37 protein-coding genes are annotated in these 23256 nt (G+C 35.0%); 3 read left to right on the top strand and 34 right to left on the bottom strand.

Annotated elements, in window-relative coordinates; all coding sequences use genetic code 11:
• The 32 genes from E2558_RS07490 to rpsJ all read right to left on the bottom strand — a co-directional run bounded on the left by E2558_RS07490 (position 1) and on the right by rpsJ (position 16723).
• Complete coding sequence (locus E2558_RS07490) at positions 1-807, bottom strand: energy-coupling factor transporter transmembrane component T family protein (protein ID WP_126565794.1); 807 nt, start codon at positions 805-807, stop codon at positions 1-3.
• Positions 797-1660: an energy-coupling factor transporter ATPase gene (locus E2558_RS07485; RefSeq protein ID WP_126565795.1), complete on the bottom strand. Its 864-nt coding sequence runs from the start codon at positions 1658-1660 to the stop codon at positions 797-799. Before E2558_RS07485 ends, E2558_RS07490 begins: the two co-directional genes overlap by 11 nt.
• A complete protein-coding gene (locus E2558_RS07480) occupies positions 1657-2469 on the bottom strand; it encodes an energy-coupling factor transporter ATPase (protein ID WP_126565796.1) in 813 nt (270 codons plus the stop codon). Before E2558_RS07480 ends, E2558_RS07485 begins: the two co-directional genes overlap by 4 nt.
• A 296-nt stretch (positions 2470-2765) precedes the next feature.
• Positions 2766-3137 (bottom strand): 50S ribosomal protein L17, encoded by a 372-nt coding sequence (gene rplQ, locus E2558_RS07475; protein WP_011275144.1) that lies wholly within the window; start codon positions 3135-3137, stop codon positions 2766-2768.
• Positions 3138-3158: 21 nt separating this feature from the next.
• Positions 3159-4103: a DNA-directed RNA polymerase subunit alpha gene (locus E2558_RS07470; protein ID WP_126565797.1), complete on the bottom strand. Its 945-nt coding sequence runs from the start codon at positions 4101-4103 to the stop codon at positions 3159-3161.
• Between the two features lie 83 nt (positions 4104-4186).
• Positions 4187-4576, bottom strand: coding sequence for a 30S ribosomal protein S11 (gene rpsK / locus E2558_RS07465; RefSeq protein ID WP_000101625.1), 390 nt, complete (start codon positions 4574-4576; stop codon positions 4187-4189).
• 23 nt (positions 4577-4599) lie between these two features.
• Positions 4600-4965, bottom strand: coding sequence for a 30S ribosomal protein S13 (rpsM, locus tag E2558_RS07460; RefSeq protein WP_126565798.1), 366 nt, complete (start codon positions 4963-4965; stop codon positions 4600-4602).
• Between the two features lie 22 nt (positions 4966-4987).
• Entirely contained in the window at positions 4988-5101 is a 114-nt protein-coding gene (rpmJ, locus tag E2558_RS07455) for a 50S ribosomal protein L36 (RefSeq protein ID WP_001829709.1), read from the bottom strand.
• Positions 5102-5132: 31 nt separating this feature from the next.
• The gene (gene infA, locus E2558_RS07450; protein WP_001829792.1) at positions 5133-5351 is read right to left on the bottom strand and encodes a translation initiation factor IF-1; all 219 of its coding nucleotides are present in this window, start codon (positions 5349-5351) and stop codon (positions 5133-5135) included.
• A gap of 198 nt (positions 5352-5549) precedes the next feature.
• Complete coding sequence (locus E2558_RS07445; protein WP_126565799.1) at positions 5550-6200, bottom strand: adenylate kinase; 651 nt, start codon at positions 6198-6200, stop codon at positions 5550-5552.
• 18 nt (positions 6201-6218) lie between these two features.
• Entirely contained in the window at positions 6219-7511 is a 1293-nt protein-coding gene (gene secY / locus E2558_RS07440; protein ID WP_126565800.1) for a preprotein translocase subunit SecY, read from the bottom strand.
• Positions 7511-7951, bottom strand: coding sequence for a 50S ribosomal protein L15 (gene rplO / locus E2558_RS07435; RefSeq protein ID WP_126565801.1), 441 nt, complete (start codon positions 7949-7951; stop codon positions 7511-7513). The genes secY and rplO overlap by 1 nt, the downstream gene beginning before the upstream one ends.
• A gap of 19 nt (positions 7952-7970) precedes the next feature.
• Positions 7971-8150 (bottom strand): 50S ribosomal protein L30, encoded by a 180-nt coding sequence (gene rpmD / locus E2558_RS07430; RefSeq protein ID WP_001096576.1) that lies wholly within the window; start codon positions 8148-8150, stop codon positions 7971-7973.
• A 16-nt stretch (positions 8151-8166) separates the two neighbouring features.
• Positions 8167-8667 (bottom strand): 30S ribosomal protein S5, encoded by a 501-nt coding sequence (rpsE, locus tag E2558_RS07425; RefSeq protein ID WP_011275137.1) that lies wholly within the window; start codon positions 8665-8667, stop codon positions 8167-8169.
• A 20-nt stretch (positions 8668-8687) separates the two neighbouring features.
• The gene (gene rplR / locus E2558_RS07420) at positions 8688-9050 is read right to left on the bottom strand and encodes a 50S ribosomal protein L18 (protein WP_103297690.1); all 363 of its coding nucleotides are present in this window, start codon (positions 9048-9050) and stop codon (positions 8688-8690) included.
• A 31-nt stretch (positions 9051-9081) separates the two neighbouring features.
• Positions 9082-9618 carry a 50S ribosomal protein L6 gene (gene rplF / locus E2558_RS07415; RefSeq protein WP_126565802.1) on the bottom strand — a complete coding sequence of 179 codons (537 nt, stop codon included), beginning with the start codon at positions 9616-9618 and terminating at the stop codon, positions 9082-9084.
• Between the two features lie 24 nt (positions 9619-9642).
• Entirely contained in the window at positions 9643-10041 is a 399-nt protein-coding gene (rpsH, locus tag E2558_RS07410) for a 30S ribosomal protein S8 (RefSeq protein ID WP_002448514.1), read from the bottom strand.
• A gap of 30 nt (positions 10042-10071) precedes the next feature.
• Entirely contained in the window at positions 10072-10257 is a 186-nt protein-coding gene (locus E2558_RS07405) for a type Z 30S ribosomal protein S14 (RefSeq protein ID WP_001140799.1), read from the bottom strand.
• A 23-nt stretch (positions 10258-10280) separates the two neighbouring features.
• Positions 10281-10820, bottom strand: coding sequence for a 50S ribosomal protein L5 (gene rplE, locus E2558_RS07400; RefSeq protein ID WP_103329033.1), 540 nt, complete (start codon positions 10818-10820; stop codon positions 10281-10283).
• 25 nt (positions 10821-10845) lie between these two features.
• Positions 10846-11163, bottom strand: a complete 318-nt coding sequence (gene rplX, locus E2558_RS07395) for a 50S ribosomal protein L24 (RefSeq protein WP_033079619.1) — start codon at positions 11161-11163, stop codon at positions 10846-10848.
• Positions 11164-11198: 35 nt separating this feature from the next.
• Positions 11199-11567, bottom strand: a complete 369-nt coding sequence (gene rplN / locus E2558_RS07390) for a 50S ribosomal protein L14 (RefSeq protein ID WP_002466492.1) — start codon at positions 11565-11567, stop codon at positions 11199-11201.
• Between the two features lie 31 nt (positions 11568-11598).
• Positions 11599-11862 carry a 30S ribosomal protein S17 gene (rpsQ, locus tag E2558_RS07385; protein WP_011275131.1) on the bottom strand — a complete coding sequence of 88 codons (264 nt, stop codon included), beginning with the start codon at positions 11860-11862 and terminating at the stop codon, positions 11599-11601.
• A gap of 26 nt (positions 11863-11888) precedes the next feature.
• Positions 11889-12098: a 50S ribosomal protein L29 gene (gene rpmC, locus E2558_RS07380; RefSeq protein WP_000644737.1), complete on the bottom strand. Its 210-nt coding sequence runs from the start codon at positions 12096-12098 to the stop codon at positions 11889-11891.
• The gene (gene rplP / locus E2558_RS07375) at positions 12088-12522 is read right to left on the bottom strand and encodes a 50S ribosomal protein L16 (protein WP_103329034.1); all 435 of its coding nucleotides are present in this window, start codon (positions 12520-12522) and stop codon (positions 12088-12090) included. Before rplP ends, rpmC begins: the two co-directional genes overlap by 11 nt.
• 2 nt (positions 12523-12524) lie before the next feature.
• Positions 12525-13178: a 30S ribosomal protein S3 gene (rpsC, locus tag E2558_RS07370; protein WP_103297686.1), complete on the bottom strand. Its 654-nt coding sequence runs from the start codon at positions 13176-13178 to the stop codon at positions 12525-12527.
• A 23-nt stretch (positions 13179-13201) separates the two neighbouring features.
• Entirely contained in the window at positions 13202-13555 is a 354-nt protein-coding gene (gene rplV, locus E2558_RS07365) for a 50S ribosomal protein L22 (protein WP_103297685.1), read from the bottom strand.
• 27 nt (positions 13556-13582) lie between these two features.
• Positions 13583-13861 (bottom strand): 30S ribosomal protein S19, encoded by a 279-nt coding sequence (rpsS, locus tag E2558_RS07360; RefSeq protein WP_001829710.1) that lies wholly within the window; start codon positions 13859-13861, stop codon positions 13583-13585.
• Between the two features lie 64 nt (positions 13862-13925).
• On the bottom strand, positions 13926-14759 hold the full coding sequence (rplB, locus tag E2558_RS07355; RefSeq protein ID WP_103297684.1) for a 50S ribosomal protein L2: 834 nt from the start codon (positions 14757-14759) through the stop codon (positions 13926-13928).
• 39 nt (positions 14760-14798) lie between these two features.
• Positions 14799-15074 carry a 50S ribosomal protein L23 gene (gene rplW, locus E2558_RS07350; RefSeq protein WP_002448403.1) on the bottom strand — a complete coding sequence of 92 codons (276 nt, stop codon included), beginning with the start codon at positions 15072-15074 and terminating at the stop codon, positions 14799-14801.
• Positions 15074-15697 (bottom strand): 50S ribosomal protein L4, encoded by a 624-nt coding sequence (rplD, locus tag E2558_RS07345; protein ID WP_126565803.1) that lies wholly within the window; start codon positions 15695-15697, stop codon positions 15074-15076. The genes rplW and rplD overlap by 1 nt, the downstream gene beginning before the upstream one ends.
• Positions 15698-15723: 26 nt before the next feature.
• Complete coding sequence (gene rplC / locus E2558_RS07340; RefSeq protein ID WP_053028556.1) at positions 15724-16386, bottom strand: 50S ribosomal protein L3; 663 nt, start codon at positions 16384-16386, stop codon at positions 15724-15726.
• 28 nt (positions 16387-16414) lie between these two features.
• Positions 16415-16723: a 30S ribosomal protein S10 gene (gene rpsJ / locus E2558_RS07335; RefSeq protein WP_001118667.1), complete on the bottom strand. Its 309-nt coding sequence runs from the start codon at positions 16721-16723 to the stop codon at positions 16415-16417.
• Between the two features lie 397 nt (positions 16724-17120).
• On the opposite strand from rpsJ, the gene E2558_RS07330 reads away from it, so the two are divergent.
• On the top strand, positions 17121-17516 hold the full coding sequence (locus tag E2558_RS07330) for a hypothetical protein (protein WP_126565804.1): 396 nt from the start codon (positions 17121-17123) through the stop codon (positions 17514-17516).
• Positions 17517-17576: 60 nt separating this feature from the next.
• On the opposite strand, the gene E2558_RS07325 is transcribed toward E2558_RS07330, so the two are convergent.
• Positions 17577-18911 (bottom strand): NCS2 family permease, encoded by a 1335-nt coding sequence (locus E2558_RS07325; RefSeq protein ID WP_126565805.1) that lies wholly within the window; start codon positions 18909-18911, stop codon positions 17577-17579.
• A gap of 112 nt (positions 18912-19023) precedes the next feature.
• Positions 19024-21159: a DNA topoisomerase III gene (locus tag E2558_RS07320; RefSeq protein ID WP_126565806.1), complete on the bottom strand. Its 2136-nt coding sequence runs from the start codon at positions 21157-21159 to the stop codon at positions 19024-19026.
• Between the two features lie 151 nt (positions 21160-21310).
• On the opposite strand from E2558_RS07320, the gene E2558_RS07315 reads away from it, so the two are divergent.
• Positions 21311-22180 (top strand): GNAT family N-acetyltransferase, encoded by an 870-nt coding sequence (locus tag E2558_RS07315; RefSeq protein WP_126565807.1) that lies wholly within the window; start codon positions 21311-21313, stop codon positions 22178-22180.
• 185 nt (positions 22181-22365) lie between these two features.
• Positions 22366-23229, top strand: coding sequence for a GRP family sugar transporter (locus E2558_RS07310; RefSeq protein WP_126565808.1), 864 nt, complete (start codon positions 22366-22368; stop codon positions 23227-23229).
• Positions 23230-23256: the final 27 nt, after the last annotated feature.

Raw genomic sequence — 23256 nt, 5'->3', positions numbered from 1 at the left:
TTACACTCCAATATATTTTAATATAAATAGTACAATAGCTATCGGAACGATGCTTAATAAACAAATCGTATCTCTTAAGCTCCATTGTAATTTTCTATAGCTTGTTCTTTTAATATTAGCGTCATACCCACGCACTTCCATTGCAATAGCGAGCTCCTCTGCTCTTTGAAAAGCTGAAATAAATAATGGAATCATTAAAGGTATAAATGCTTTAATACGCGTTGTGAGATTACCTGAACTGATTTCAGAGCCACGTGACTTCTGAGCTAGGATAATTTTATCTAATTCATCCATTAATGTTGGAATAAATCTTAATGCAATAGACATAATCATGCTCAATTGATGCACTGGTACTTTAAACCATTTTAATGGGGTTAATAACTTTTCAAAAGCATCGGTTAAATCAATTGGGCTTGTTGAAAGCGTCATGATTGTCGCAATCATAACGATAGTAATTAAACGTAAAGAGATAAAAATACCTTCCAATACACCTTCACTATCAATTTTAATAAATCCAAACTCTACTAATCTTGTGCCACCATGGGTAAAGAAGATATGCATTAAAAAAGTAAATATTAAAAAGATAAATATAGGTGTTAACCCTTTAATTAAAAACCAAAATTTAATTTTGGATAGCATCATAATAAGTAATATTAATAATATAATCCAACCGAATGTCGCAAACGAATGAGCGAAGAAGATGAGCACAATGAACAAGAAAGCAAATATTATCTTTGCTCTTGGATCTAAGTGATGTACCCATGAATCTAGAGGAAGATAGCGTCCAATAATTAATTTATTTTTCATGTTGATGCCACTCCTGATACAATTTTGCAAATTCTTCTTCTGTTAAAGCTACGTCACTTAACTCCATTTGATACTTGTGTTCAAAGTCTTTTTGTAAGCGAACAATATCTGGCAACGCAATATGCCATTCATTAAGTTGCGCTTCGTTCTTAAATAACTTTCTTGGAGATACTTGTTCAACTATTCTTCCTTCTTTCATCACAATGATTTCATCAGCGTATTTAGCCACATCATTCATATCATGAGAAACAAGAATAATCGTCTTATTATGTTCAAGTTGTATTTTTTTAAATAATTCCATCACTTGGTGACGACTTTTAGGATCTAGACCTGCTGTGGGTTCATCCAATATAATAATATCCGGATTCATTGCTAAAATAGAAACAATTGCAATCTTACGCATTTGTCCTCCTGACATTTGGAATGGAGACAAAGCCATGACATCTCTAGAAAAGCCAAGTTCTAATAATAAATCATATGCACGTGCTTTAACTTGTTCTATGTCCATTTTAAAGTTACGTGGACCAAACTCAATCTCTCGTTCTACGTTGTCCTCGAAAAGTTGAGATTCAGGAAATTGAAACACTAATCCTACCTTTTGGCGTAGCGCTCTAATATATTTATCTTTAGTTTTATGGGTGATAGTAAAATCGTTAAATTCTATAGACCCTGTTGTAGGTTTTAGTAAGCCATTAAAGTGTTGAATCAGAGTAGATTTCCCACTTCCAGTTTGACCTACAATCGCATAATATTTCCCTTGTTCTAAAGTCAAATTGATATCTTTTAATGCTGGATATTCATAAGGGGTCCCAATTTGATAAGTATAAGTCACATCATTAAATGTAATCGTCATAATTTATCTACCAACCCTTCATAGGTAGTATACTCATCTTTAAATCCTAATAGTTGATTCATTTTCATAGAGAAAGGTAAATCTAATCCAATCTCTTTCAATTCATGAACATCTTTAAAGATAGATTGAGGCGTACCTTCTTTATACACTTGCCCTTGATTCATTACTACCATATAGTCACTTTCCATGGCTTCTGTTAAGTCATGGGTAATTGAAATAATTGTCACATCTTTTTCTTGCTTCACTTTATGAATGAGTTTAAGGAGTGATTGTTTAGCGGAAGGATCTAACATCGATGTGGCTTCATCAAGAATAATTACTGAAGGACTTAATGCTAAAACGCCAGCAATCGCTACTCTTTGCTTTTGTCCACCTGATAAAGATTGAGGTTCATAATCTTCATAGTCTAACATCCCAACATCTTCCAATGCCTGGTTTACAATTTCATGCATTGCTTCATGAGAAACTGAGTGATTCTCCAAACCAAATGCAACATCATATTTCACAATTGATCCTACAAATTGATTCTCAGGGTTTTGAAAAACAATTCCAATATGATTTCTTATGTCTCTGAGATTGTCATCTGTCAACTTCTGGTTGTTGAAATAAATATTTCCCTCAGTAGCTGTTTCAATGCCAACGATAAGTTTAGCAAGTGTTGATTTACCAGATCCATTATGTCCTACAATTGACGTCCACTTATTTTTAGGGATAGTGAAGGAAACATCTTTTAGTGTGAAGGATGAATCTCCTTGATATCGAAAGTCAACATGCTTAAGCTCAATTATATTCTGTCGTTGTACCTCCACTGTGTTTGTCCTCCTAAAAATATATTTATTATCATATTTTACATGATTACTTGCATTCTGTATATGAGCGAATCACAAAGCATAAATAAAAGAGAGACATGGAAATATCTATGTCTCTCTTTAGGGATTATATAAAATAAAAAAGCGCGCACCCCATCATATTTTAGTTGAGTTCACGCTTTAAAATAATATTTAATTGATGGGGCACTCTGAGCTAGACAATATTTGTATGTGGCAAACATTATCGTTGCACTCATTTGCTTTAATATAAGTAGTTAGTGTATTTATATATAGAATTAATCTACTAATTCGATAATAACTGATTCAGCACCGTCACCACGACGAGGGCCTACTTTAAGGATGCGAGTGTAACCACCTTGACGTTCTGTATAACGTTCAGCAATTTCACCAAATAATTTTTGAAGTGCAGTTTGTGTAGTTTCATCTTCGTTTAAGATTTCAACATTACGTAATGTTTTAGCAGCATTACGACGAGAAGCTAAATCTCCTTTTTTACCTAAAGTGATTAATTTCTCAACAACACTACGAACTTCTTTTGCACGAGCTTCTGTAGTTTCAATGCGTTCACTAACGATAAGTGAAGTAGCTAAGTCACGTAACATAGCTTTACGTTGATCAGAAGTACGACCTAATTTTCTGTAACCCATGAGTTGACCTCCTTTAACTTATTAATCTTCTTTTCTTAAACCTAATCCTAAATCTTCTAATTTGTATTTAACTTCTTCAAGAGATTTACGACCTAAATTACGCACTTTCATCATATCAGCTTCTGATTTGTCAGCTAATTCTTGTACAGAATTGATTCCTGCGCGTTTTAAACAGTTATATGAACGTACTGATAAGTCTAATTCTTCGATAGACATTTCAAGTACTTTTTCTTTTTGGTCTTCTTCTTTTTCAATCATGATTTCAGCATTTTGAGCTTCATCAGTAAGACCAACGAAAATATTTAAATGTTCAGTCATAATTTTAGCAGCTAATGATACTGACTCTTGTGGAGTGATTGAACCATTAGTCCAAACATCTAAAGTTAATTTATCAAAATCACTACTTTGACCTACACGTGTATTTTCAACTGTATAGTTAACACGTTCAACAGGTGAATATAGTGAATCAACAGGAATTACACCAATTGGTAAATCACTAGTATTATTTTGTTCTGCTAATGCGTAACCTCTACCCTTATTAGCAACAAGACGAATTTTTAAATGTCCACCTTTAGACACTGTTGCGATTTTAAGTTCTGGGTTTAGAACTTCAACATCACTATCATGCGTAATGTCACTTGCAGTTACTTCGCCTTCATCTCTAACATCGATTTCTAATGTTTTATCTTCTTCAGAATAGATTTTAAACGCTAATTTTTTGATGTTCATAATAATAGTTGAAACATCTTCAACGACATTATCTATAGCTGAGAATTCGTGTAAAACACCTTCGATCTCAATGTACTTAACGGCAGCACCTGGTAATGAAGATAGTAGGATACGACGTAAGGAGTTTCCTAGTGTAGTACCGTAGCCACGTTCAAGTGGTTCAACAACGAACTTACCGAATTTAGCATCTTCACTAATTTCAATTGTCTCAATTCTAGGTTTTTCAATTTCTATCATTTACAAAAATCCTCCTTAAATACGTCGACTTATTTTTTAAACTGTTTCGCTCAGTGACCTGTAACAATAACAATCATTAAAAATTAGACGCGACGACGTTTTGGTGGACGACAACCGTTGTGTGGTACTGGAGTAACGTCTCTGATTGCAGTTACTTCTAAACCAGCTGATTGTAATGCACGGATAGCTGATTCACGACCAGGTCCAGGTCCTTTTACTGTAACTTCTACAGTTTTTAAACCATGTTCCATTGCTGATTTTGAAGCAGTTTCAGATGCCATTTGAGCTGCGAATGGTGTTGATTTTTTAGATCCTTTGAAACCTAATGCACCAGCTGATGACCAAGATAAAGCATTACCAAATTCATCAGTGATAGTTACGATTGTATTATTGAATGTTGAACGGATGTGAGCTACACCATTTTCAATATTCTTTTTAACTCTACGTTTACGAGATACTTGTTTACGTGCCATTTATATTTTGCCTCCTTTACCTATTATTTTTTCTTGTTAGCTACAGTTTTAACTGGGCCTTTACGAGTACGAGCGTTGTTTTTAGTTTTTTGTCCACGAACTGGTAAACCACGACGGTGACGGATACCACGGTATGATGAAATTTCCATCAAACGTTTGATATTTAAGTTTTGTTCACGACGTAAGTCACCTTCAACTTTATAACCGTCTACAACTTCACGGATACGACCTAATTCGTCATCTGTTAAATCTTTTACGCGTGTGTCAGCTGATACGTTAGCATCTTCAACGATTTTTTTAGCTGTTGAAGTACCGATACCGTATACATAAGTTAATGAAATAACAACGCGTTTTTCACGTGGAATATCTACTCCTGCAATACGTGCCATATATATTTACACCTCTCTTTTATTAACCTTGTCTTTGTTTGTGCTTAGGATTGTCACAAATTACCATTACTTTACCTTTACGTTTAATGACTTTACATTTTTCGCAAATTGGTTTAACTGATGGTCTTACTTTCATTTTTATACCTCCCTATATTATGGAGTGACGATTATTTATAACGATAAGTAATTCTACCGCGTGATAAATCATACGGAGACATTTCTACAGTTACTTTGTCGCCAGGTAGAATTCGAATATAATTCATTCTAATTTTACCACTAACATGCGCTAAAATTTCATGACCATTTTCTAATTCTACTTTAAACATAGCATTTGGTAAAGTATCAAGTACTGTACCTTCTAATTCAATTACATCTTGTTTCGCCATTGATTAACTTCCCCCTTTTTACAATAGTAAGGTAATCGTCAATAGACAACTTCAACGATACGAATCTAATATAGTGACTAGTTATTATAAGTTTAACAAAATGCGGGAATTATTATCGTCTTTCGACACTCAGAAAATTAATTCTTGCCAGAGAAACCTAATCAAAATTCACTTACACATAGACCGTACTAAGTTGATCTATTTTAATTGATCTAAGATATCAATGACATCTTTGGTTACTTGATCAATATCATTCGCACCGTCAATGTTTTTCAATACACCTTTTTCTTCATAGTACTCTAAAATAGGTTTAGATTGTTTAACATTCACGCTTAAACGATTAGATACTGTTTCTGGATTATCATCTTCACGTTGATAAAGCTTTCCACCATCGATATCACATACACCATCAACCTTTGGAGGATTAAATACAAGATGATAAGTTGTACCACATTTCTCACAGATACGACGACCTGTAAGACGATTCATTAATTCTTCCTCAGGAACTTCGATGTTAATTACAGCATCAATGTTTCTACCAAGCTCAGACATAATATTATTTAATGCCTCAGCTTGATCGATTGTTCTAGGGAAACCATCTAATAAGAATCCTTTTTTTGCATCGTCTTCAGAGATTCTTTCTTTAACGATACCTACAGTAACTTCATCAGGGACTAATTCTCCACGATCCATGTAAGATTTAGCTTCTTTTCCTAAATCTGTTTCATCTTTAATCGCTTTTCTGAACATGTCACCAGTAGATATATGTGGTATTGGGAATTTCTTAACAATTTCACTCGCTTGAGTTCCTTTACCTGCGCCAGGTAAACCCATTAAAATGATATTCATAAATTGCCCTCCTACAAATTATCTACCACCAAAGCCTTTATATTCTTTCTGACTCACTTGGGCTTCAAGTGATTTCATAGTTTCAATTGCTACACCAATAACGATTAATAAACTTGTACCACCAATTTGAATTGATTGAGGTAAGTTCATAAACTTAGTAGCTAAGATTGGTAAGATAGCAATAACAGCTAAGAAAATAGAGCCTACAAAAGTTAAGCGATAAAGTACTTTAGTAATATATTTTTTCGTTTGGTCACCAGGTCTAATTCCTGGTACATAGCTACCTTGTTTCTTCAAGTTATCTGCCATTTTTTCAGGATTAACTTGAACAAAGGCATAGAAATAAGTAAATGCAATAATTAAAATTACATAAACTATCATGCCGTAAGTGTTTGAAGGGTTAGCATATTCAGATATTGTTTGCGCCCAGTCAGCTTTAGGGAAGAACAATGTTAATGTTCTTGGCAATAGGAAAAATGCCATCGCAAAGATTACTGGGATAACCCCTGCTGAGTTAACTTTTAAAGGTAGATAAGTTGCCTGTGAACCTAATCTTTGACCTGTTTGTTTTTTTGCATATTGAATCGGAATTTTACGTTTAGCTTCTAATACGTAAATTGCTCCCATTGTTAGCAAAATTAAACCGACAATTAACCCAATTACTTTTAACCATGCCAACGTTGTATCATCATTACCAACAAATGCCTGTTGTGCAAATTGGATAATTGATGATGGTAATGTTGACAAGATACCAGCGAAGATAATAATTGAAATACCATTACCAACGCCAAATTGAGTGATTTGGTCACCAAGCCAAATTAAAAATGCAGTTCCTGCTGTTAATACAATAGCAATCAATAAATAACTCATGACAGACTGATGAATAATTAATCGACCGCCAAGATAGTTATTAAATTGGAATGCCATACCAATTGACTGAATAAAAGCCAATATGATAGCGAAATAACGTGTTACATTGCTAAGTTTTCTTTTACCTACTTCACCTTGTTTTGCCCATTCAGAGAACTTAGGCACAATATCCATCTGTAACAATTGCATTACGATAGATGCTGTGATGTAGGGCATAATACCCATAGCAAATATTGAAAAGTTCTTTAAGGCTCCGCCACCAAACGTGTTAAGAAGAGCAGCGACACCTTGATCAGAACCTTGTTGTTCAAAAGGCTCTGGATTTACACCAGGAGCCGGAATATAAGTTCCTATTTTGAATATAACTAACATTGCTAAGGTAAAGAAAATCTTATTTCGAACTTCTTTAGTTTTAAAGAAGCTCACTAGCGTTTGGAACATTAGATCACCTCGTGTGCTCCACCTTTAGCATCGATAGCTTCAACTGCTGAAGCTGAGAATTTGTGAGCTTTCACTGTTAACTTTTTGTCAAGTGAACCATTACCTAGTACTTTAATACCAGATTTTTCATTCTTAACTACACCAGTTTCTACTAATAAAGCTGGAGTTACTTCAGTACCATCTTCAAATTTATTAAGTTGGTCTAAGTTAACAATAGCATATTCTTTACGGTTGATGTTAGTGAAACCTCGTTTTGGTAAACGACGGAATAAAGGTAATTGACCACCTTCGAATCCAGGTCTTACGCCACCACCTGAACGTGCTTTTTGACCTTTTTGACCGCGACCACTAGTTTTACCATTACCTGTACCAGCACCACGACCAACACGGTTACGTACACGACGTGAACCTTCAGCTGCTTTTAACTCATGTAATTTCATTTTATAGGCACCTCCTTAATTATTTTTCTTCAACTGTTAATAAGTGTTTAACTTTGTTGATTTGCCCACGGATTGCAGGGTTATCTTCAACAACTACTGAGCTATTAGTCTTTTTAAGACCTAAAGCTTCAACAGTTTTACGTTGTGTTTCAGGACGACCAATAACACTACGAGTGAGGGTAATTTGTAATTTAGCCATTATTTATTTTCCCTCCTTAATTATATAATTCTTCAACTGATTTGCCGCGTAATTTAGCAACATCTTCAGCGTTTTTAAGGTTTTGTAAACCATTGATTGTAGCACGAACCATGTTAATTGGTGTGTTAGATCCTAATGATTTACTTAAGATATCAGTGATACCTGCTAATTCTAATACGGCACGTACTGGACCACCAGCGATAACTCCTGTACCAGGTGCAGCTGGTTTCATGAATACGCTACCTGAACCATAACGACCAGTAATTGTATGAGGAGTAGTTCCTTCAACACGTGGAACGACTACTAAATCTTTTTTAGCTGCTTCTACAGCTTTTTTGATAGCTTCTGGTACCTCTTGTGCTTTACCAGTACCGAAACCTACACGACCATTTTTATCTCCAACTACTACTAATGCAGTGAAACGGAAACGACGTCCACCTTTAACAACTTTAGCAACACGGTTGATTGTAACAACGCGTTCTTCAAATTCTTTCGTTTCTTCTTCTCTACGAGCCATGTGTTTGTCCCTCCTTTAAATTAAAATTCTAATCCGCTTTCTCTAGCAGCTTCTGCTAATGCTTTCACACGACCATGGTATAAGTAACCGCCACGATCAAATACGATTTCTTTAATACCTTTGTCAGATGCTTTTTTAGCAATTGCTTCTCCTACTTTAGTTGATAAATCAACTTTTGAAGAAGATTCGTTAGCAATGTCTTTATCTTTTGATGAAGCTTGAGCTAATGTTTGACCATTAACGTCATCAATAATTTGAGCATAAATGTGTTTGTTTGAACGATATACATTTAAACGTGGTTTTTCAGCTGTACCTGATAATTTAGTACGCACACGAGCATGTCTTTTCAAACGCACTTTGTTTTTATCAATTTTACTGATCATATTATTACTCCTTTCTTGAGAGAGTTATCTATTATTTACCAGTTTTACCTTCTTTACGGCGAACATATTCACCTTGGTAACGGATACCTTTTCCTTTATAAGGTTCTGGAGGTCTTATTGAACGGATGTTAGAAGCGATAGCTCCAACTTGTTCTTTAGATACACCAGATACGCGTACTGTTGTGTTTTTCTCTACTGCGAAAGTAATGCCATTTTCAGCTTTAATTTCAACAGGATGAGAGTAACCAACGTTTAATACTAAGTCATTACCTTGCATTTGAGCACGGTAACCTACACCAACAAGTTCAAGTGTTTTTTCAAAACCTTGAGAAACACCTTGTACCATATTGTTTAATAAAGCACGAGTTGTACCGTGAACTGTTCTGTCTTCTTTAGAATCAGTAGGTCTTACAACTTCTAATGTGTTTTCTTCTTGTTTGAAAGTCATTCTTTCATTAAATGTTCTAGTTAATTCACCTTTAGGACCTTTTACAGTAGCAGTATGACCATCAAAAGTTACTGTAACGTCGCTAGGAATGTCAATAATTTTTTTACCAACACGACTCATGTTATGGCACCTCCTTATTTATTATTACCAAACGTATGCGATAATTTCTCCACCAACATTACGTTTTCTAGCTTCTTTATCAGTGATAACACCTTCAGAAGTTGAAACTAATGCAATACCTAAACCGTTTAATACTTTAGGTACTTCGTTTGCTTTAGCATAAACACGTAAACCTGGTTTAGAGATACGTTTTAATCCTGTGATAACACGTTCATTGTTTTGTCCATATTTTAAGAATAAACGAATAACACCTTGTTTATCATCTTCAACATATTCTACGTTTTTAATGAAACCTTCATTTTTTAAGATTTCAGCAATTTGTTTTTTAATGTTAGACGCAGGTAATTCTAATTTCTCGTGACGCACCATGTTTGCGTTTCTTACACGAGTAAGCATATCTGCGATTGGATCTGTCATTGTCATTGATTGTTGCCTCCTTTCAGACTCTTTATATTACCAGCTAGCTTTGCGTACGCCAGGAATTTGGCCTTTGTAAGCTAATTCACGGAAACAAATACGGCATAATTTGAATTTACGATATACAGAATGTGGACGACCACAACGTTCACAACGAGTATATTCACGTACTGCATATTTTTGTTTTTTCTGTTGCTTAGCAACCATAGAAGTTTTAGCCACTTAATTAGCCTCCTTTTTAGAGATTATTTACGAAATGGCATACCGAAGTTTGTTAACAATTCACGAGCTTCCTCGTCAGTGTTAGCAGTTGTTACGATAACAATATCCATTCCTCTTACTTTACTTACTTTATCATAATCGATTTCTGGGAAAATTAATTGTTCTTTAACTCCTAGAGTGTAGTTACCGCGACCATCGAATGCTGTTTTAGAAACACCTTGGAAGTCACGTACACGAGGTAATGAAACTGCGATTAATTTATCTAAGAATTCATACATTCTTTCTCCGCGAAGAGTAACTTTTGCACCGATTGGCATACCTTCACGTAAACGGAATGTTGCAACTGATTTTTTAGCTTTTGTGATTAATGGTTTTTGACCAGTGATTAATTCTAACTCTTCTACAGCATTATCTAATACTTTTGAGTTTTGAACTGCATCACCTACACCCATATTTACAACGATTTTTTCGATTTTTGGTACTTCCATTACAGAACTATAGTTAAATTTTTTCACTAAGTTTTCAGTAACTTCAGTATTATATCTTTCTTTTAAACGGTTCAAAGTGGATCCTCCTTTCAACTAGTTATTAATTATTAGTTTTGATTTCTTCGCCTGATTTTTTAGCGATACGAACTTTTTTACCATCAACAAATTTGTAACCAACACGAGTAGGTTCATTTGTTTTAGGGTCTAATAATTGTACGTTAGAAACATGGATAGCTGCCTCTGTTTCTAAGATTCCACCTTCAGGATTTAATTGAGTTGGTTTTTGGTGTTTTTTAATAACGTTAACACCTTCCACAACGACACGGTCTTTTTTAGGTTCAGTAGCGATAACTTTACCTTCTTTACCTTTGTCTTTACCTGCGATAACTTTTACGTTGTCACCTTTTTTGATATGCATGTGGGCACCTCCTTAAATGATTTGGTTTTTATATATTAAAGTACTTCTGGTGCTAATGATACGATTTTCATGAAGTTACCTTCACGTAATTCACGAGCAACAGGACCAAAGATACGAGTACCACGTGGGCCTTTGTCATCACGAATGATAACACATGCATTTTCATCAAATTTGATATAAGAACCATCATTACGACGTACGCCTGATTTAGTTCTAACTACAACAGCTTTGACTACGTCACCTTTTTTAACAACGCCACCTGGTGTTGCATTTTTAACAGTACATACGATAACATCACCGATGTTCGCTGTTTTGCGACCAGATCCACCTAATACTTTAATTGTAAGAACTTCACGAGCACCAGAGTTGTCTGCTACTTTTAAACGTGTTTCTTGTTGGATCATTAGTTAAACCTCCCTTATCTCTAATCTTGTATTAAATAATTACTGATTCTTCAACAATTTCTACTAAACGGAAACGTTTAGATGCTGATAAAGGACGAGTTTCTTGAATTTTAACAATGTCCCCTAATTTAGCTGAGTTGTTTTCATCATGAGTTTTATATTTTTTAGAGTATTTTACTCGTTTGCCGTATAATTTGTGTGTTTTGTAAGTTTCAACAAGTACAGTAATAGTTTTGTCCATTTTATCTGAAACAACTTTACCTACATAAACTTTACGATCGTTTCTTTCACTCACTTTTGTAACCTCCTCTTTCATATAAATTATTGATTAGCTTTACTTTGTTCGATTTCTCTTTCACGAGCAACAGTTTTTAGACGTGCAATCGTTTTTCTAACTGTACGAATACGTGCAGTTTCCTCTAATTGACCTGTAGCTAACTGAAAGCGTAGGTTAAAAAGCTCTTCTTTTGAAGATTTGATTTGTTCTTCGATTTCTGAAGTGGTTAAGTCTCTAATTTCCTTAGCTTTCATTTGTTTCACCACCCAATTCTTCACGTTTTACAAACTTAGTTTTTACAGGAAGTTTGTGACTTGCTAAACGTAATGCTTCACGAGCTACTTCTTCAGATACACCCGCAACTTCAAATAAAATTCTACCTGGTTTCACAACTGCGATCCAGCCTTCAACAGCACCTTTACCGGCACCCATACGTACTTCTAAAGGTTTTTTAGTATATGGTGTATGAGGGAAGATTTTGATCCAAACTTTCCCGCCACGTTTCATGTAACGTGTCATAGCAATACGAGCAGATTCGATTTGACGAGAAGTGATCCAAGACGTTGTAGTTGCTTGTAAACCAAACTCACCAAATGTTACAAAGTTACCGCCTTTTGAACGACCAGTTGTTTTTGGACGATGTTGACGACGATATTTAACACGTTTTGGTAGTAACATTATTATTTTCCTCCTTCACTAGTATTCTTAGTAGGAAGAACTTCACCACGATAGATCCATACTTTGACACCTAATTTACCGTAAGTAGTGTCAGCTTCAGCGTGTGCATAATCAATGTCAGCACGTAAAGTATGAAGTGGAACAGTTCCTTCTGAATATTGTTCAGCACGAGCGATGTCAGCTCCGCCTAAACGACCTGATACTTGAGTTTTGATACCTTTAGCACCAAGTTTCATAGCTCTTGAAATAGCTTGTTTTTGTACACGACGGAATGAAGCACGGTTTTCTAATTGACGTGCGATGTTCTCAGCAACTAAACGAGCATCGATATCAACTTTTTTGATTTCGATAACGTTGATGTGTACTTTTTTATCAGTTAATGTGTTTAATTTGTTACGAAGTTTTTCAATTTCAGAACCGCCTTTACCAATTACCATACCTGGTTTACCAGTGTGGATAGCAATGTTAATACGGTTAGCAGCACGTTCGATTTCAACGTGAGAAACTGATGCTTCTTTTAATTCGTTATCAATAAATTTACGGATTCTTAAATCTTCGTGTAAAAGTGAAGCGAAGTCTTTTTCAGCATACCATTTAGCTTCCCAGTCACGGATGACTCCGACACGAAGTCCGATAGGATTAATTTTTTGACCCACAGTATTCCCTCCTTAAATAATTATTAAGCTTCTTTAGCTTCTTCTTTACCGTCACTTACGACGATTGTAATGTGGCTTGTACGTTTGTTGATTGCACTTGCACGACCTTGTGCACGTGGACGGAAACGTTTTAAAGTTGGTCCTTCATTTGCATATGCTTCTTTAACAACTAACTCATCAGTGTTCATATCATAGTTGTGTTCAGCATTTGCTAAAGCGGACATTAATACTTTTTCGATTACTGGTGATGAAGCTTTGTTAGTTAATTTTAAAATTGCAATAGCTTCTCCAGCGCTTTTTCCTCTAATTAAGTCAAGAACTAATCTTACTTTACGAGGTGCGATTCTGATTGTTCTAGCAACCGCTTTTGCTTCCATTAGGATTTCCTCCTCTACTTCTATTTATTATCTTCTAGTTTTTTTATCGTCTGCAGCATGTCCTTTGAATGTACGAGTTGGAGCAAATTCACCTAATTTGTGACCTACCATATCCTCAGTTACATATACAGGTACATGTTTACGACCATCGTATACTGCAAAAGTATGACCGATGAAATTTGGGAAAATTGTAGAACGACGTGACCATGTTTTGATTACTTGTTTCTTTTCACTTCCGTCTTGAGCTTCTACTTTTTTCATTAAATGATCATCGACGAAAGGTCCTTTTTTAATACTACGAGCCATTTGGGCGCCTCCCTTCTTATTGTGTGCGTGCAGCTGTTACGCCGCACACCCAAATAAGTTGTTATTATTTTTTCTTACGTCCACGAACGATAAGTTTGTCTGATGATTTTTTACCACGACGAGTTTTCTTACCAAGCGTTGGTTTACCCCATGGTGACATTGGAGATGGTCTACCGATAGGAGCACGACCTTCACCACCACCGTGTGGGTGATCGTTAGGGTTCATTACAGAACCACGAACTGTAGGACGGATACCTTTCCATCTTGAACGTCCGGCTTTACCAACGTTAACTAATTCATGTTGTAAGTTACCAACTTGACCGATTGTAGCACGGCATGTTGATAAAATCATACGAACTTCACCAGAGCGTAATCTGATTAATACGTATTTACCTTCTTTACCAAGTACTTGTGAACTTGCACCTGCTGAACGAGCAAGTTGTCCACCTTTACCAGGTTTTAATTCGATATTGTGAATTACAGTACCAACTGGAATGTTTTGTAATGGTAATGCATTACCAACTTTGATATCTGCATTTTCACCACTTTCAACTGTTTGGCCTACTTGTAATCCTTTAGGAGCGATGATGTAACGTTTTTCACCATCTGCATATACTAATAATGCAATGTTTGCTGAACGGTTTGGATCATATTGAATTGAATCAACTTTTGCAGTGATTCCATCTTTATTACGTTTAAAATCGATAACACGGTATTGACGTTTGTGTCCTCCACCATGATGGCGAACAGTCAATTTACCTTGGTTGTTACGGCCCGCTCTTTTCGGTAGCGGTTGTAATAATGACTTTTCAGGTGTTGATTTCGTAATTTCTGCGAAATCTAAGCTAGTCATATTACGACGACCATTTGTTATTGGCTTATATTTTTTAAGAGCCATTGTCGCTTACCTCCTTAATGGTAACATTTATTTTATTTTTTAGTTGAATAAATCGATTGAACCTTCTTTTAGTTTAACAATCGCTTTTCTTCTTTTATTTGTATAGCCTTGGTAACGGCCCATACGTTTTTTCTTAGGTTTGTAGTTGATGATGTTAACACTTTCAACTTTTACGTCGAAAATTTCTTCAACTGCAATTTTAACTTGTGTTTTATTAGCACGAGTATCTACGTCAAAAGTATATTTATCTTCAGCCATAGCTTCAGAAGATTTTTCAGTGATTACGGGGCGCTTAAGAACATCTCTTGCTTCCATTATCCGAGCACCTCCTCAACTTTTTTAGCAGCTGATTCAGTGATAATAACACTATCAGCGCTAGTAATATCTAATACGTTTAAACCTTGTGCAGTGCTTACTTGTACACCAGGGATGTTACGTGCAGATAATTCAACATTTACGTCATCATTTTCAGTAACAACTAAAACTTTTTTAGGTTGTTCAAGTGTAGTTAATACATTTTTGAATTCTTTTGTTTTTGGAGCATCAAAACCAAAAGTATCAACGATTGTAAAGCTGTTTTCTTGAACTTTGAATGATAATGCTGAACGTAATGCTAAACGACGCATTTTCTTAGGCATTTTGTATGCGTAACTTCTTGGAGTTGGTCCGAATACGATACCACCACCGCGCCATTGTGGAGCACGAATAGTACCTTGACGCGCACGTCCTGTACCTTTTTGTCTCCAAGGTTTACGTCCACCGCCGCGAACTGCTGAGCGATTTTTAACTGCGTGAGTTCCTTGGCGTAATGAAGCACGTTGTAAATTAATTGCTTCGAAAAGAACACTGTTGTTTGGTTCAATAGCGAATACTGAATCGCTTAATTCAACTGAACCTGATTTAGATCCGTCTACTTTTAATACATCATAATTAGCCATTATGCTTTTCCTCCTTTCGCTACTTATTATTTATTACCTTTTTTAATTGAAGTTTGGATTTCTAAGAAACCTTTTTTAGGTCCAGGTACATTACCTTTTACTAAAATAACGTTGTTATCAGTGTCAACTTGAACTACTTCTAAGTTTTGAACTGTAACTGTGTTACCACCCATACGTCCAGGCATTTTTTGGCCTTTGAATACTCTTGAAGCATCTGAAGCCATACCTACTGAACCTGGCGCTCTGTGGAAATGAGAACCGTGAGCCATTGGTCCACGTGCTTGGCCATGACGTTTAATTGCACCTTGGAAACCTTTACCTTTTGAAGTACCTGTTACATCAATGATGTCTCCAGCTTCAAAAGTATCAACTGTGACTTCTTGACCTACTTCGTATTCATCAACGTTAACGTTTCTGAATTCACGAATGAAGCGCTTAGGTGCTGTGCCTGCTTTTTTAGCGTGACCTTCAGCTGGTTTGTTAGCATATTTATTTGATTTAGCATCTTTTTTATATGCTTTTTTGTCTTCAAAACCTACTTGGATAGCGTTATAACCATCAACTTCTTCAGTTTTCTTTTGTAATACTACGTTTTGGCTTGCCTCTACTACTGTAACTGGGATTAATTCACCGTTTTCTCCGAATACTTGAGTCATCCCAATTTTTCTTCCTAAGATTCCTTTGGTCATCGAAAGTCCACCTCCTAAAATTTATCTATTATAATTTAATTTCGATGTCTACACCAGATGGTAAGTTTAAGCCCATTAAAGCATCAACTGTTTTTGGTGTTGGGTTAACAATATCGATTAAACGTTTATGTGTACGTTGTTCGAATTGTTCACGAGAATCTTTGTACTTGTGTACCGCACGAATGATTGTATAAACTGATTTCTCAGTTGGTAATGGAATTGGTCCAGAAACATCTGCACCAGAACGTTTTGCAGTTTCAACAATTTTCTCTGCTGATTGATCAATCACTCGGTGATCATAAGCTTTTAATCTGATTCTGATTTTTTGTTTTGCCATAATTTTCCCTCCTTGTTCGTCTACATTTAAGTGATAGACTTCTCCACGAAAACTATCTCACACAACGCCATGGCAAAGCGGCCGGGTGTGTCAGTAACCTTTCGCTTCATCGCTTTCTTCAAGTCCAACATTAGATATGATACATGAAAAACATTGATAAATCAAGGTTTTTCTGTAACTTTTTATGTTCTTGTCTAACACATACTTTAGTATTGTACTGGAAATGTTTATGTAGTTCAACCATTTTGGGTAAATTTTTTCCCTTTTTTCTAAATTTCATTATAATAGGTATATAAAGTAATGAGATGAAAGCAATTTAATACTTTAATGAAAGTTTTTAGTATTTAAATTATTTAGTTTCTTTCGTACTCATGAATCATATGGAGGTGAATAATGAATGAAAAGCAGTGTTAAAGTAACATTAGCGATTTTAAGTATCTTTTTATTAGCATGTGAATTTTTCTACGGCATTCCATTTTTAGGAGGCAGTGTCATTTTAAGTTTTGGCTGGCATCCTCTCTTACTGAATGCTTTCTTATATTTAATAGTAGGAATTGTTTTACTAGTTGATTCTCAGAACGCTATTAAGCCAATGGCACTTATTCCTTTAATAGGTATAATTGGTTCTTTTATTGCGTTTATCCCTGTAGTCGGTATGTTTACACACTGGGTGCTCTTCTTTTTAATGGTATTTTTCGTATTTATCGTTTTAAGCGCACCAACTTATCTTCCTAATAAAGACGCTCGCGTAATCTATACTCAACATAAAAACAGAGATGAACGTCATAGATAATGTTTAAATAATAGATAAAAGACGAGGTAGCCTTCTTTCAAGGCTACCTCGTCTTTAATTTTAACCGTGTACAAATACAAAGTATAAAATGAATAGTACCATTAATACATACATAATCGGATGTACTTCTTTATGTTTTTTAGTAATTAACATTGTAATAGGATAAAATACGAATCCACATGCAATACCAGTCGCAATTGAATACGATAATGGCATCATAATGATTGTGATAAATGCTGGTACAGCTACTTCAAATTTTTTCCAATTAATTTCTGCAAAGTTAGCAGCCATTAAAATACCAACTACTACTAATGCTGGCGTAGTTACAGCACTTGTAACCACTTCAATTAATGGACTAAAGAATAAAGCTAATAAGAAACAGAAACCTGTAACTACACTCGCAAAGCCAGTACGTGCGCCTACAGCCACACCTGAAGTTGATTCAATATATGATGTAGTAGTTGTTGTACCGAAGATAGCCCCTACAATCGTTGCTAATGAATCGGCAAATAACGCTCTACCTGCTCTTGGTAATTTGTTATCTTTCATCATTCCTGCTTGTGTTGCAACGGCAACTAGTGTTCCTGCAGTATCAAAGAAATCAATAAAGAAGAATGTTAAGATAACGATTAAAAATTGAATCGTAAATAATTGGCTTGGATCTTTGAATGCTTCAAATGCAGCACCAAATGTTGGTGTAATACTTGGAATCTTCCCTACCACTCCTGATGGTGGGTGAATTAAACCAGTTAACATACCTGTAACTGCAGTAATAATCATACCAATGAAGATTGAACCAGGTACTTTTTTAGCATAAAGAATAATTGTTACAACGATACCAAAGATTGCTAATAATACTGGTCCTTTAGTTAAATGTCCAAGTGTTACTAATGTAGAATCATTTTTCACAATAATTCCAGCACTTTGTAAACCTACAAATGTAATAAATAACCCGATACCTGCTGAGACAGCCATTTTCATCTGATAAGGAATCGCATTAATAATTGTCTCTCGCCACCCAGTAGCAGTTAGGATAGCGAAGAATATTCCTGAACAGAGCACACCAGTTAAACCAATTTGCCAAGGAATGCCCATTGTTAAAACAACAGTAAAGGCGAAGAATGCGTTAAGTCCCATACCTGGTGCTAAAGCAATTGGATATCTAGCAATAAGACCCATGAATAATGAACCAACGAAAGCGGCTAATGCTGTCGCCACAAAAATTGCGCCTTGATCCATTCTCATATCCGCAGAAACGCCTTTTACTCCAGCTAAACTTAGAACTTGTGGGTTAACGGCTAAGATATATGCCATTGATAAGAAAGTTGTGATACCACCGATGATTTCTTTCTTGTAGTTAGTACCATACTTGTCGAATTGGAAGTATTTTTTCACGGCTTTAAACTCCTTTTTTTGAAATACTTTAATATTTTAATATTACTTTTCGAAAAATACAATACTAAAAACGAACTTTTATCAAAAGATAACGCTTTAAGTTCGATTTTATCTAAAGTTTTAAATTTTTCAGTGCATCTTTAAACGGATTATTATCGATTGTTTCCTCTTTGTTCATATACTTCTTCATATCTTTTTTAGAAACTTTGCCGTTTGATTTATTTTTTAATCGTTGATCCATATGCGCTTGCGTCTCTGTATGACCACAGACACAACGATAGACCGCATCTTTCCCTCTACCGAATAATGTCATTTTCTTTTTACAGTTTGGACACCGCGCATTGGTTTTATGTTGTACATTCTTCTTCGTATTACATGACGGATCTTGACAGACAAGCATCTGACCATTTTTCGTTTTTACTTTTATCATGAATTTCCCACATGTTGGGCATTCTGTCGTCGTTAAGTTATCATGCTTATATTTTTGTTCACTATTTTTAATTTTATTGACGATATCTTTCGTGAAACCTTTCATTTCATTGATAAATTGTTGGGCGTTATATTTTCCCTTTTCAATCATCAATAACTTCTCTTCCCATTCAGCCGTTAGTAATGGTGAAGTTAGTTCTTGAGGTGCTAGCTCTAATATTTGTTTACCTTTTGAAGTGACTTTAATTTTGCCATCTCTTGATTCAATCGCATTGATATTAAACAGTTTTTCAATAATGTCCGCTCGAGTCGCCACAGTCCCAATACCACCAGTTTGCTTAAGCGTATTGGCATGTTTTTTATTATTTAACTGAATATAGTTTTGAGGATTCTCCATCGCTTTAAGTAATGTACCTTCATTAAAGTACTCTGGAGGTGTCGTTTCACGTTCATTCACTTTAGTGCTTTGAATTTTATACGTTTCCCCTTTTTGAAAATGAAGTTCTTGTACTTGATGATCTGAATCTTTTCTAAGTGCTTTAAATCCTAATTGACGAGTCACCTTGTCATTAAACTCAAACGTATCATTGTTTACGTTTAAAGTGACTTTAACCGCTTCGTATTCATGTGGCATCATCAATGATTCTAAAAATCTTTCGGCTACCATTAAATAAATTTTCTCTTCTCTATTACTCAAGCTTTGCATATTTGGACGGACTTCTGTTGGAATAATAGCATGGTGATCCGATACTTTCTGATTGTTAAAGATACGCATTTTAGATGAATACGATTTATTAATTAACGGACGGATATTCTCTTTATAGTCAGTAGCTAATAATGCTTGTAAACGTTCCTTAATAGTGTCAGCCATGTCTTCAGATAAATAGTTAGAATCTGTACGTGGATACGTTAATATTTTATGACGTTCATATAAATTTTGAATAGTGTTTAACGTCTCTTTAGGACCCATTTTATATCGTTGATAGGCTTCTTGTTGTAAATCAGTTAAACTATAAAGTGGTCTAGGATAACTTTTCTTCACTTTAGACTCTACATAATCAATGCGTCCTTGAGCATGTTTAACCTTTTCAGCAATCATTTCAATGTCGTCTTTATTTCCTATTCGCTTGTCTGTTTTTAATTGGAAAGTAACACCATTAACTTGTACACCCAATGTATAATATTTCTGTGGTTTGAAATGATTAATGTCTTGTTGACGAGATTGCACAAGTTGAATCGTTGGTGTTTGTACTCTACCTAATGATAATTGAGCATCATATTTCGTAGTTAACGCGCGTGTCGCGTTGATACCCACAATCCAATCCGCTTCACTACGTGCTAACGCAGCACGGTATAAATCATTGTAGGCTCTACCATCTTTTAAATGTTTGAAGCCTTGTTGAATCGCCTTTTTAGTCACCGAACTAATCCATAAACGTTTAATCGGTTTTTTATTTCTTACTTTGTCCAATATAAGACGTGCTACTAGTTCTCCTTCTCGACCAGCGTCTGTCGCAATAATGATGTCTTTTACTTCATTTTTTAAAATGAGGGATTTAACTGTTTTAAATTGCTTACTCGTCTTTCCAATAACAATTGTTTGCATATGTTTTGGAATAATAGGTAAATCTTCAAGTTTCCATTCTTTATACGCTTTATCGTAATGTTCTGGTTGCGCATTGGTCACAAGATGCCCTAATGCACAAGTCACAATGTAACGCTCATTTTCAATAAAGCCATTACGTTTTCCGCTTATATTTAAAGCCTCGGCAATATCACGTGCTACTGAGGGCTTTTCTGCTAAGATAAGTGATTTCATAAAACTTTCCTTTCAATATAACAATTGGTTATAGACAAATTTCATTCATATGTCTCTCATTGTAACATGTAAAACAATAGACATAACTTTCATTTAAATGTAAATAAATTTATAATTAATTTAGAAAATCAGACCGAAATGGAGGTACGCTATGGATATCATTAAATTAAGCGATTTAAACCAAGTTCTGTCTTTTTTAGAAACATCGTCAACCGAATTCGCCTCTTATGTATACAAATTACCTACAGATCAAGTTGAAATGAAAGCTTTATTGGAACAGTCTCTTACATCTCCTAGTATATTCTCATTAAGTGAAAATGATACTACTTATGCCATGATAACTGCTATTGAATATGAAAAGCATAAATTTAAAGTAGTGGGACCATTCGTAAACTCTGAAGTGTCCTTTAGTCAAAATGACTATCAATCATTGTTTAATGCACTTCGTGATTCTCAAGATACTGAGGCGGTATTTAACTTTTCATATAATGAATGTATTCAAACTTCCAAGCCTTTAATGAAAAATATAGATGCCAGTTACAATTTTACCGATTACTATCTCAATGTAGCGTCACCTATACAACGTTCTAATCACCTCCAAAATATTATTGAATATCAGCCAGGTTTTCAACGCGCTTTTACTAAATTACATCAACAAACTTTTAAACATAACGTACTATCAGGTCAAGAAATTATAAATTCCCTTGATGAGAATAATCATTTATTCTTATTTGTAAGTGAAGGATTATTAAAAGGTTACTTATATTTACAAGTGTCTCCTCAAACTTCAGTCGCTGAAATTCGTTATTTTAGTTCGCACACAGATTATCGTTTAATGGGGATTGCCTTTGATCTATTATCCTTCGCTATTGATTATGCATTTAACCATTATGATTTAGAAAAAGTATATTTTAAAATTCGCAGTAAAAATGCTACATTAGTTGAACGCTTTAATGAATTGGGTTTTAAAATAGACACTGAATACAAGAAATACAAATATCTCTCTTCAAACGCTCATTAAGAATAAACTGAATATAATATGCCTACGATTTTCAAAAATTCGAAATCGTAGGCATTTTTTATTTTCAAAAAATTTGGATATTCGTGAGCAATTCAATTCTCACATAATATAATTTCAGATACACTAATTTCAAGTGTTATAAGAAAGGAACACTGTAATAAATACATAAGGAGAGTGAGTCAATAATGCAATTTATTGATTTCTTAATCGCATTATTACCAGCGTTATTTTGGGGGAGCGTTGTCTTAATCAATGTGTTCGTAGGCGGCGGACCTTACAACCAAATTCGTGGTACTACGCTAGGTACTTTAATCGTTGGGATTATATTACTACTATGCGGTAAAGCTGAATTTAATAACATCACTGTTATTATTGTTGGTTTAATTTCTGGTGCACTTTGGGCATTTGGTCAAGGTAACCAGTTACGTTCTGTACAACTCATTGGTGTATCTAAAACGATGCCTATTTCAACAGGAATGCAATTAGTAGGTACAACATTATTTAGTGCCATTTTCTTAGGAGAATGGAGTACAGGCACGCAAGTAACTATGGGACTTATCGCTATGGTATTACTTGTTACTGGTATCGCCCTAACCTCATTAAAAGCTAAGAATGAAAGAAAATCGAATGACCCTGAATTTAAAAAAGCGATGATGATATTAATCATTTCTACAATTGGCTATGTCGGTTATGTAGTTATTGGTGATATCTTTGGTGTCAGTGGTACGGACGCTTTATTCTTCCAATCAATCGGTATGGCTATTGGTGGTTTCTTACTATCTATGAAACACGAAACAAATATCAAATCAACTGCATTAAACCTTATCCCTGGTATAGTGTGGGCTGTTGGTAACCTGTTTATGTTCTATTCACAACCTAAAGTCGGTGTTGCTACAAGTTTCTCATTATCACAATTACTTGTTATTGTTTCTACACTTGGTGGTATATTCCTATTAGGTGAGAGAAAAGATAAACGCCAAATGATTGGTATTTGGTCAGGTATCGTATTAATCATTGTTGCTGCAGTGATCTTAGGTAACTTAAAATAATTACGTTTAAATATTAAGGAGGAATTA

The organism is Staphylococcus pragensis, from assembly GCF_004785665.1.
In the GTDB taxonomy this organism is placed as follows: domain Bacteria; phylum Bacillota; class Bacilli; order Staphylococcales; family Staphylococcaceae; genus Staphylococcus; species Staphylococcus pragensis.
The sequence above is the reverse complement of the archived record's forward strand: the minus strand, read 5'-3'. Positions and strand labels throughout refer to the sequence as shown.

Excerpts from the sequence above, each read along its gene's own strand:
- rpmD (WP_001096576.1), bottom strand. The coding sequence starts at position 8,150 with ATGGCTAAATTACAAATTACCCTCACTCGTAGTGTTATTGGTCGTCCT.
- E2558_RS07315 (WP_126565807.1), top strand. The coding sequence starts at position 21,311 with ATGGATATCATTAAATTAAGCGATTTAAACCAAGTTCTGTCTTTTTTA.
- E2558_RS07485 (WP_126565795.1), bottom strand. The coding sequence starts at position 1,660 with ATGACGATTACATTTAATGATGTGACTTATACTTATCAAATTGGGACC.
- secY (WP_126565800.1), bottom strand. The coding sequence starts at position 7,511 with ATGTTCCAAACGCTAGTGAGCTTCTTTAAAACTAAAGAAGTTCGAAAT.
- rpsK (WP_000101625.1), bottom strand. The coding sequence starts at position 4,576 with ATGGCACGTAAACAAGTATCTCGTAAACGTAGAGTTAAAAAGAATATT.
- rpsE (WP_011275137.1), bottom strand. The coding sequence starts at position 8,667 with ATGGCTCGTAGAGAAGAAGAAACGAAAGAATTTGAAGAACGCGTTGTT.
- rplO (WP_126565801.1), bottom strand. The coding sequence starts at position 7,951 with ATGAAATTACATGAGTTAAAAGCAGCTGAAGGTTCACGTCGTGTACGT.
- E2558_RS07490 (WP_126565794.1), bottom strand. The coding sequence starts at position 807 with ATGAAAAATAAATTAATTATTGGACGCTATCTTCCTCTAGATTCATGG.
- E2558_RS07320 (WP_126565806.1), bottom strand. The coding sequence starts at position 21,159 with ATGAAATCACTTATCTTAGCAGAAAAGCCCTCAGTAGCACGTGATATT.
- rplC (WP_053028556.1), bottom strand. The coding sequence starts at position 16,386 with ATGACCAAAGGAATCTTAGGAAGAAAAATTGGGATGACTCAAGTATTC.
- rplR (WP_103297690.1), bottom strand. The coding sequence starts at position 9,050 with ATGATCAGTAAAATTGATAAAAACAAAGTGCGTTTGAAAAGACATGCT.
- rplP (WP_103329034.1), bottom strand. The coding sequence starts at position 12,522 with ATGTTACTACCAAAACGTGTTAAATATCGTCGTCAACATCGTCCAAAA.
- rplD (WP_126565803.1), bottom strand. The coding sequence starts at position 15,697 with ATGGCTAATTATGATGTATTAAAAGTAGACGGATCTAAATCAGGTTCA.
- E2558_RS07310 (WP_126565808.1), top strand. The coding sequence starts at position 22,366 with ATGCAATTTATTGATTTCTTAATCGCATTATTACCAGCGTTATTTTGG.
- rplW (WP_002448403.1), bottom strand. The coding sequence starts at position 15,074 with ATGGAAGCAAGAGATGTTCTTAAGCGCCCCGTAATCACTGAAAAATCT.
- rplF (WP_126565802.1), bottom strand. The coding sequence starts at position 9,618 with ATGAGTCGTGTTGGTAAAAAAATTATTGACATTCCTAGCGACGTTACA.
- E2558_RS07330 (WP_126565804.1), top strand. The coding sequence starts at position 17,121 with ATGAAAAGCAGTGTTAAAGTAACATTAGCGATTTTAAGTATCTTTTTA.
- rpsM (WP_126565798.1), bottom strand. The coding sequence starts at position 4,965 with ATGGCACGTATTGCAGGAGTAGATATTCCACGTGAAAAACGCGTTGTT.
- rplX (WP_033079619.1), bottom strand. The coding sequence starts at position 11,163 with ATGCATATCAAAAAAGGTGACAACGTAAAAGTTATCGCAGGTAAAGAC.
- rplN (WP_002466492.1), bottom strand. The coding sequence starts at position 11,567 with ATGATCCAACAAGAAACACGTTTAAAAGTAGCAGACAACTCTGGTGCT.
- rpmC (WP_000644737.1), bottom strand. The coding sequence starts at position 12,098 with ATGAAAGCTAAGGAAATTAGAGACTTAACCACTTCAGAAATCGAAGAA.
- E2558_RS07470 (WP_126565797.1), bottom strand. The coding sequence starts at position 4,103 with ATGATAGAAATTGAAAAACCTAGAATTGAGACAATTGAAATTAGTGAA.
- rpsJ (WP_001118667.1), bottom strand. The coding sequence starts at position 16,723 with ATGGCAAAACAAAAAATCAGAATCAGATTAAAAGCTTATGATCACCGA.
- rpsS (WP_001829710.1), bottom strand. The coding sequence starts at position 13,861 with ATGGCTCGTAGTATTAAAAAAGGACCTTTCGTCGATGATCATTTAATG.
- infA (WP_001829792.1), bottom strand. The coding sequence starts at position 5,351 with ATGGCGAAACAAGATGTAATTGAATTAGAAGGTACAGTACTTGATACT.
- E2558_RS07445 (WP_126565799.1), bottom strand. The coding sequence starts at position 6,200 with ATGAATATCATTTTAATGGGTTTACCTGGCGCAGGTAAAGGAACTCAA.
- rplV (WP_103297685.1), bottom strand. The coding sequence starts at position 13,555 with ATGGAAGCAAAAGCGGTTGCTAGAACAATCAGAATCGCACCTCGTAAA.
- rpsH (WP_002448514.1), bottom strand. The coding sequence starts at position 10,041 with ATGACAATGACAGATCCAATCGCAGATATGCTTACTCGTGTAAGAAAC.
- rplB (WP_103297684.1), bottom strand. The coding sequence starts at position 14,759 with ATGGCTCTTAAAAAATATAAGCCAATAACAAATGGTCGTCGTAATATG.
- rplQ (WP_011275144.1), bottom strand. The coding sequence starts at position 3,137 with ATGGGTTACAGAAAATTAGGTCGTACTTCTGATCAACGTAAAGCTATG.
- rpmJ (WP_001829709.1), bottom strand. The coding sequence starts at position 5,101 with ATGAAAGTAAGACCATCAGTTAAACCAATTTGCGAAAAATGTAAAGTC.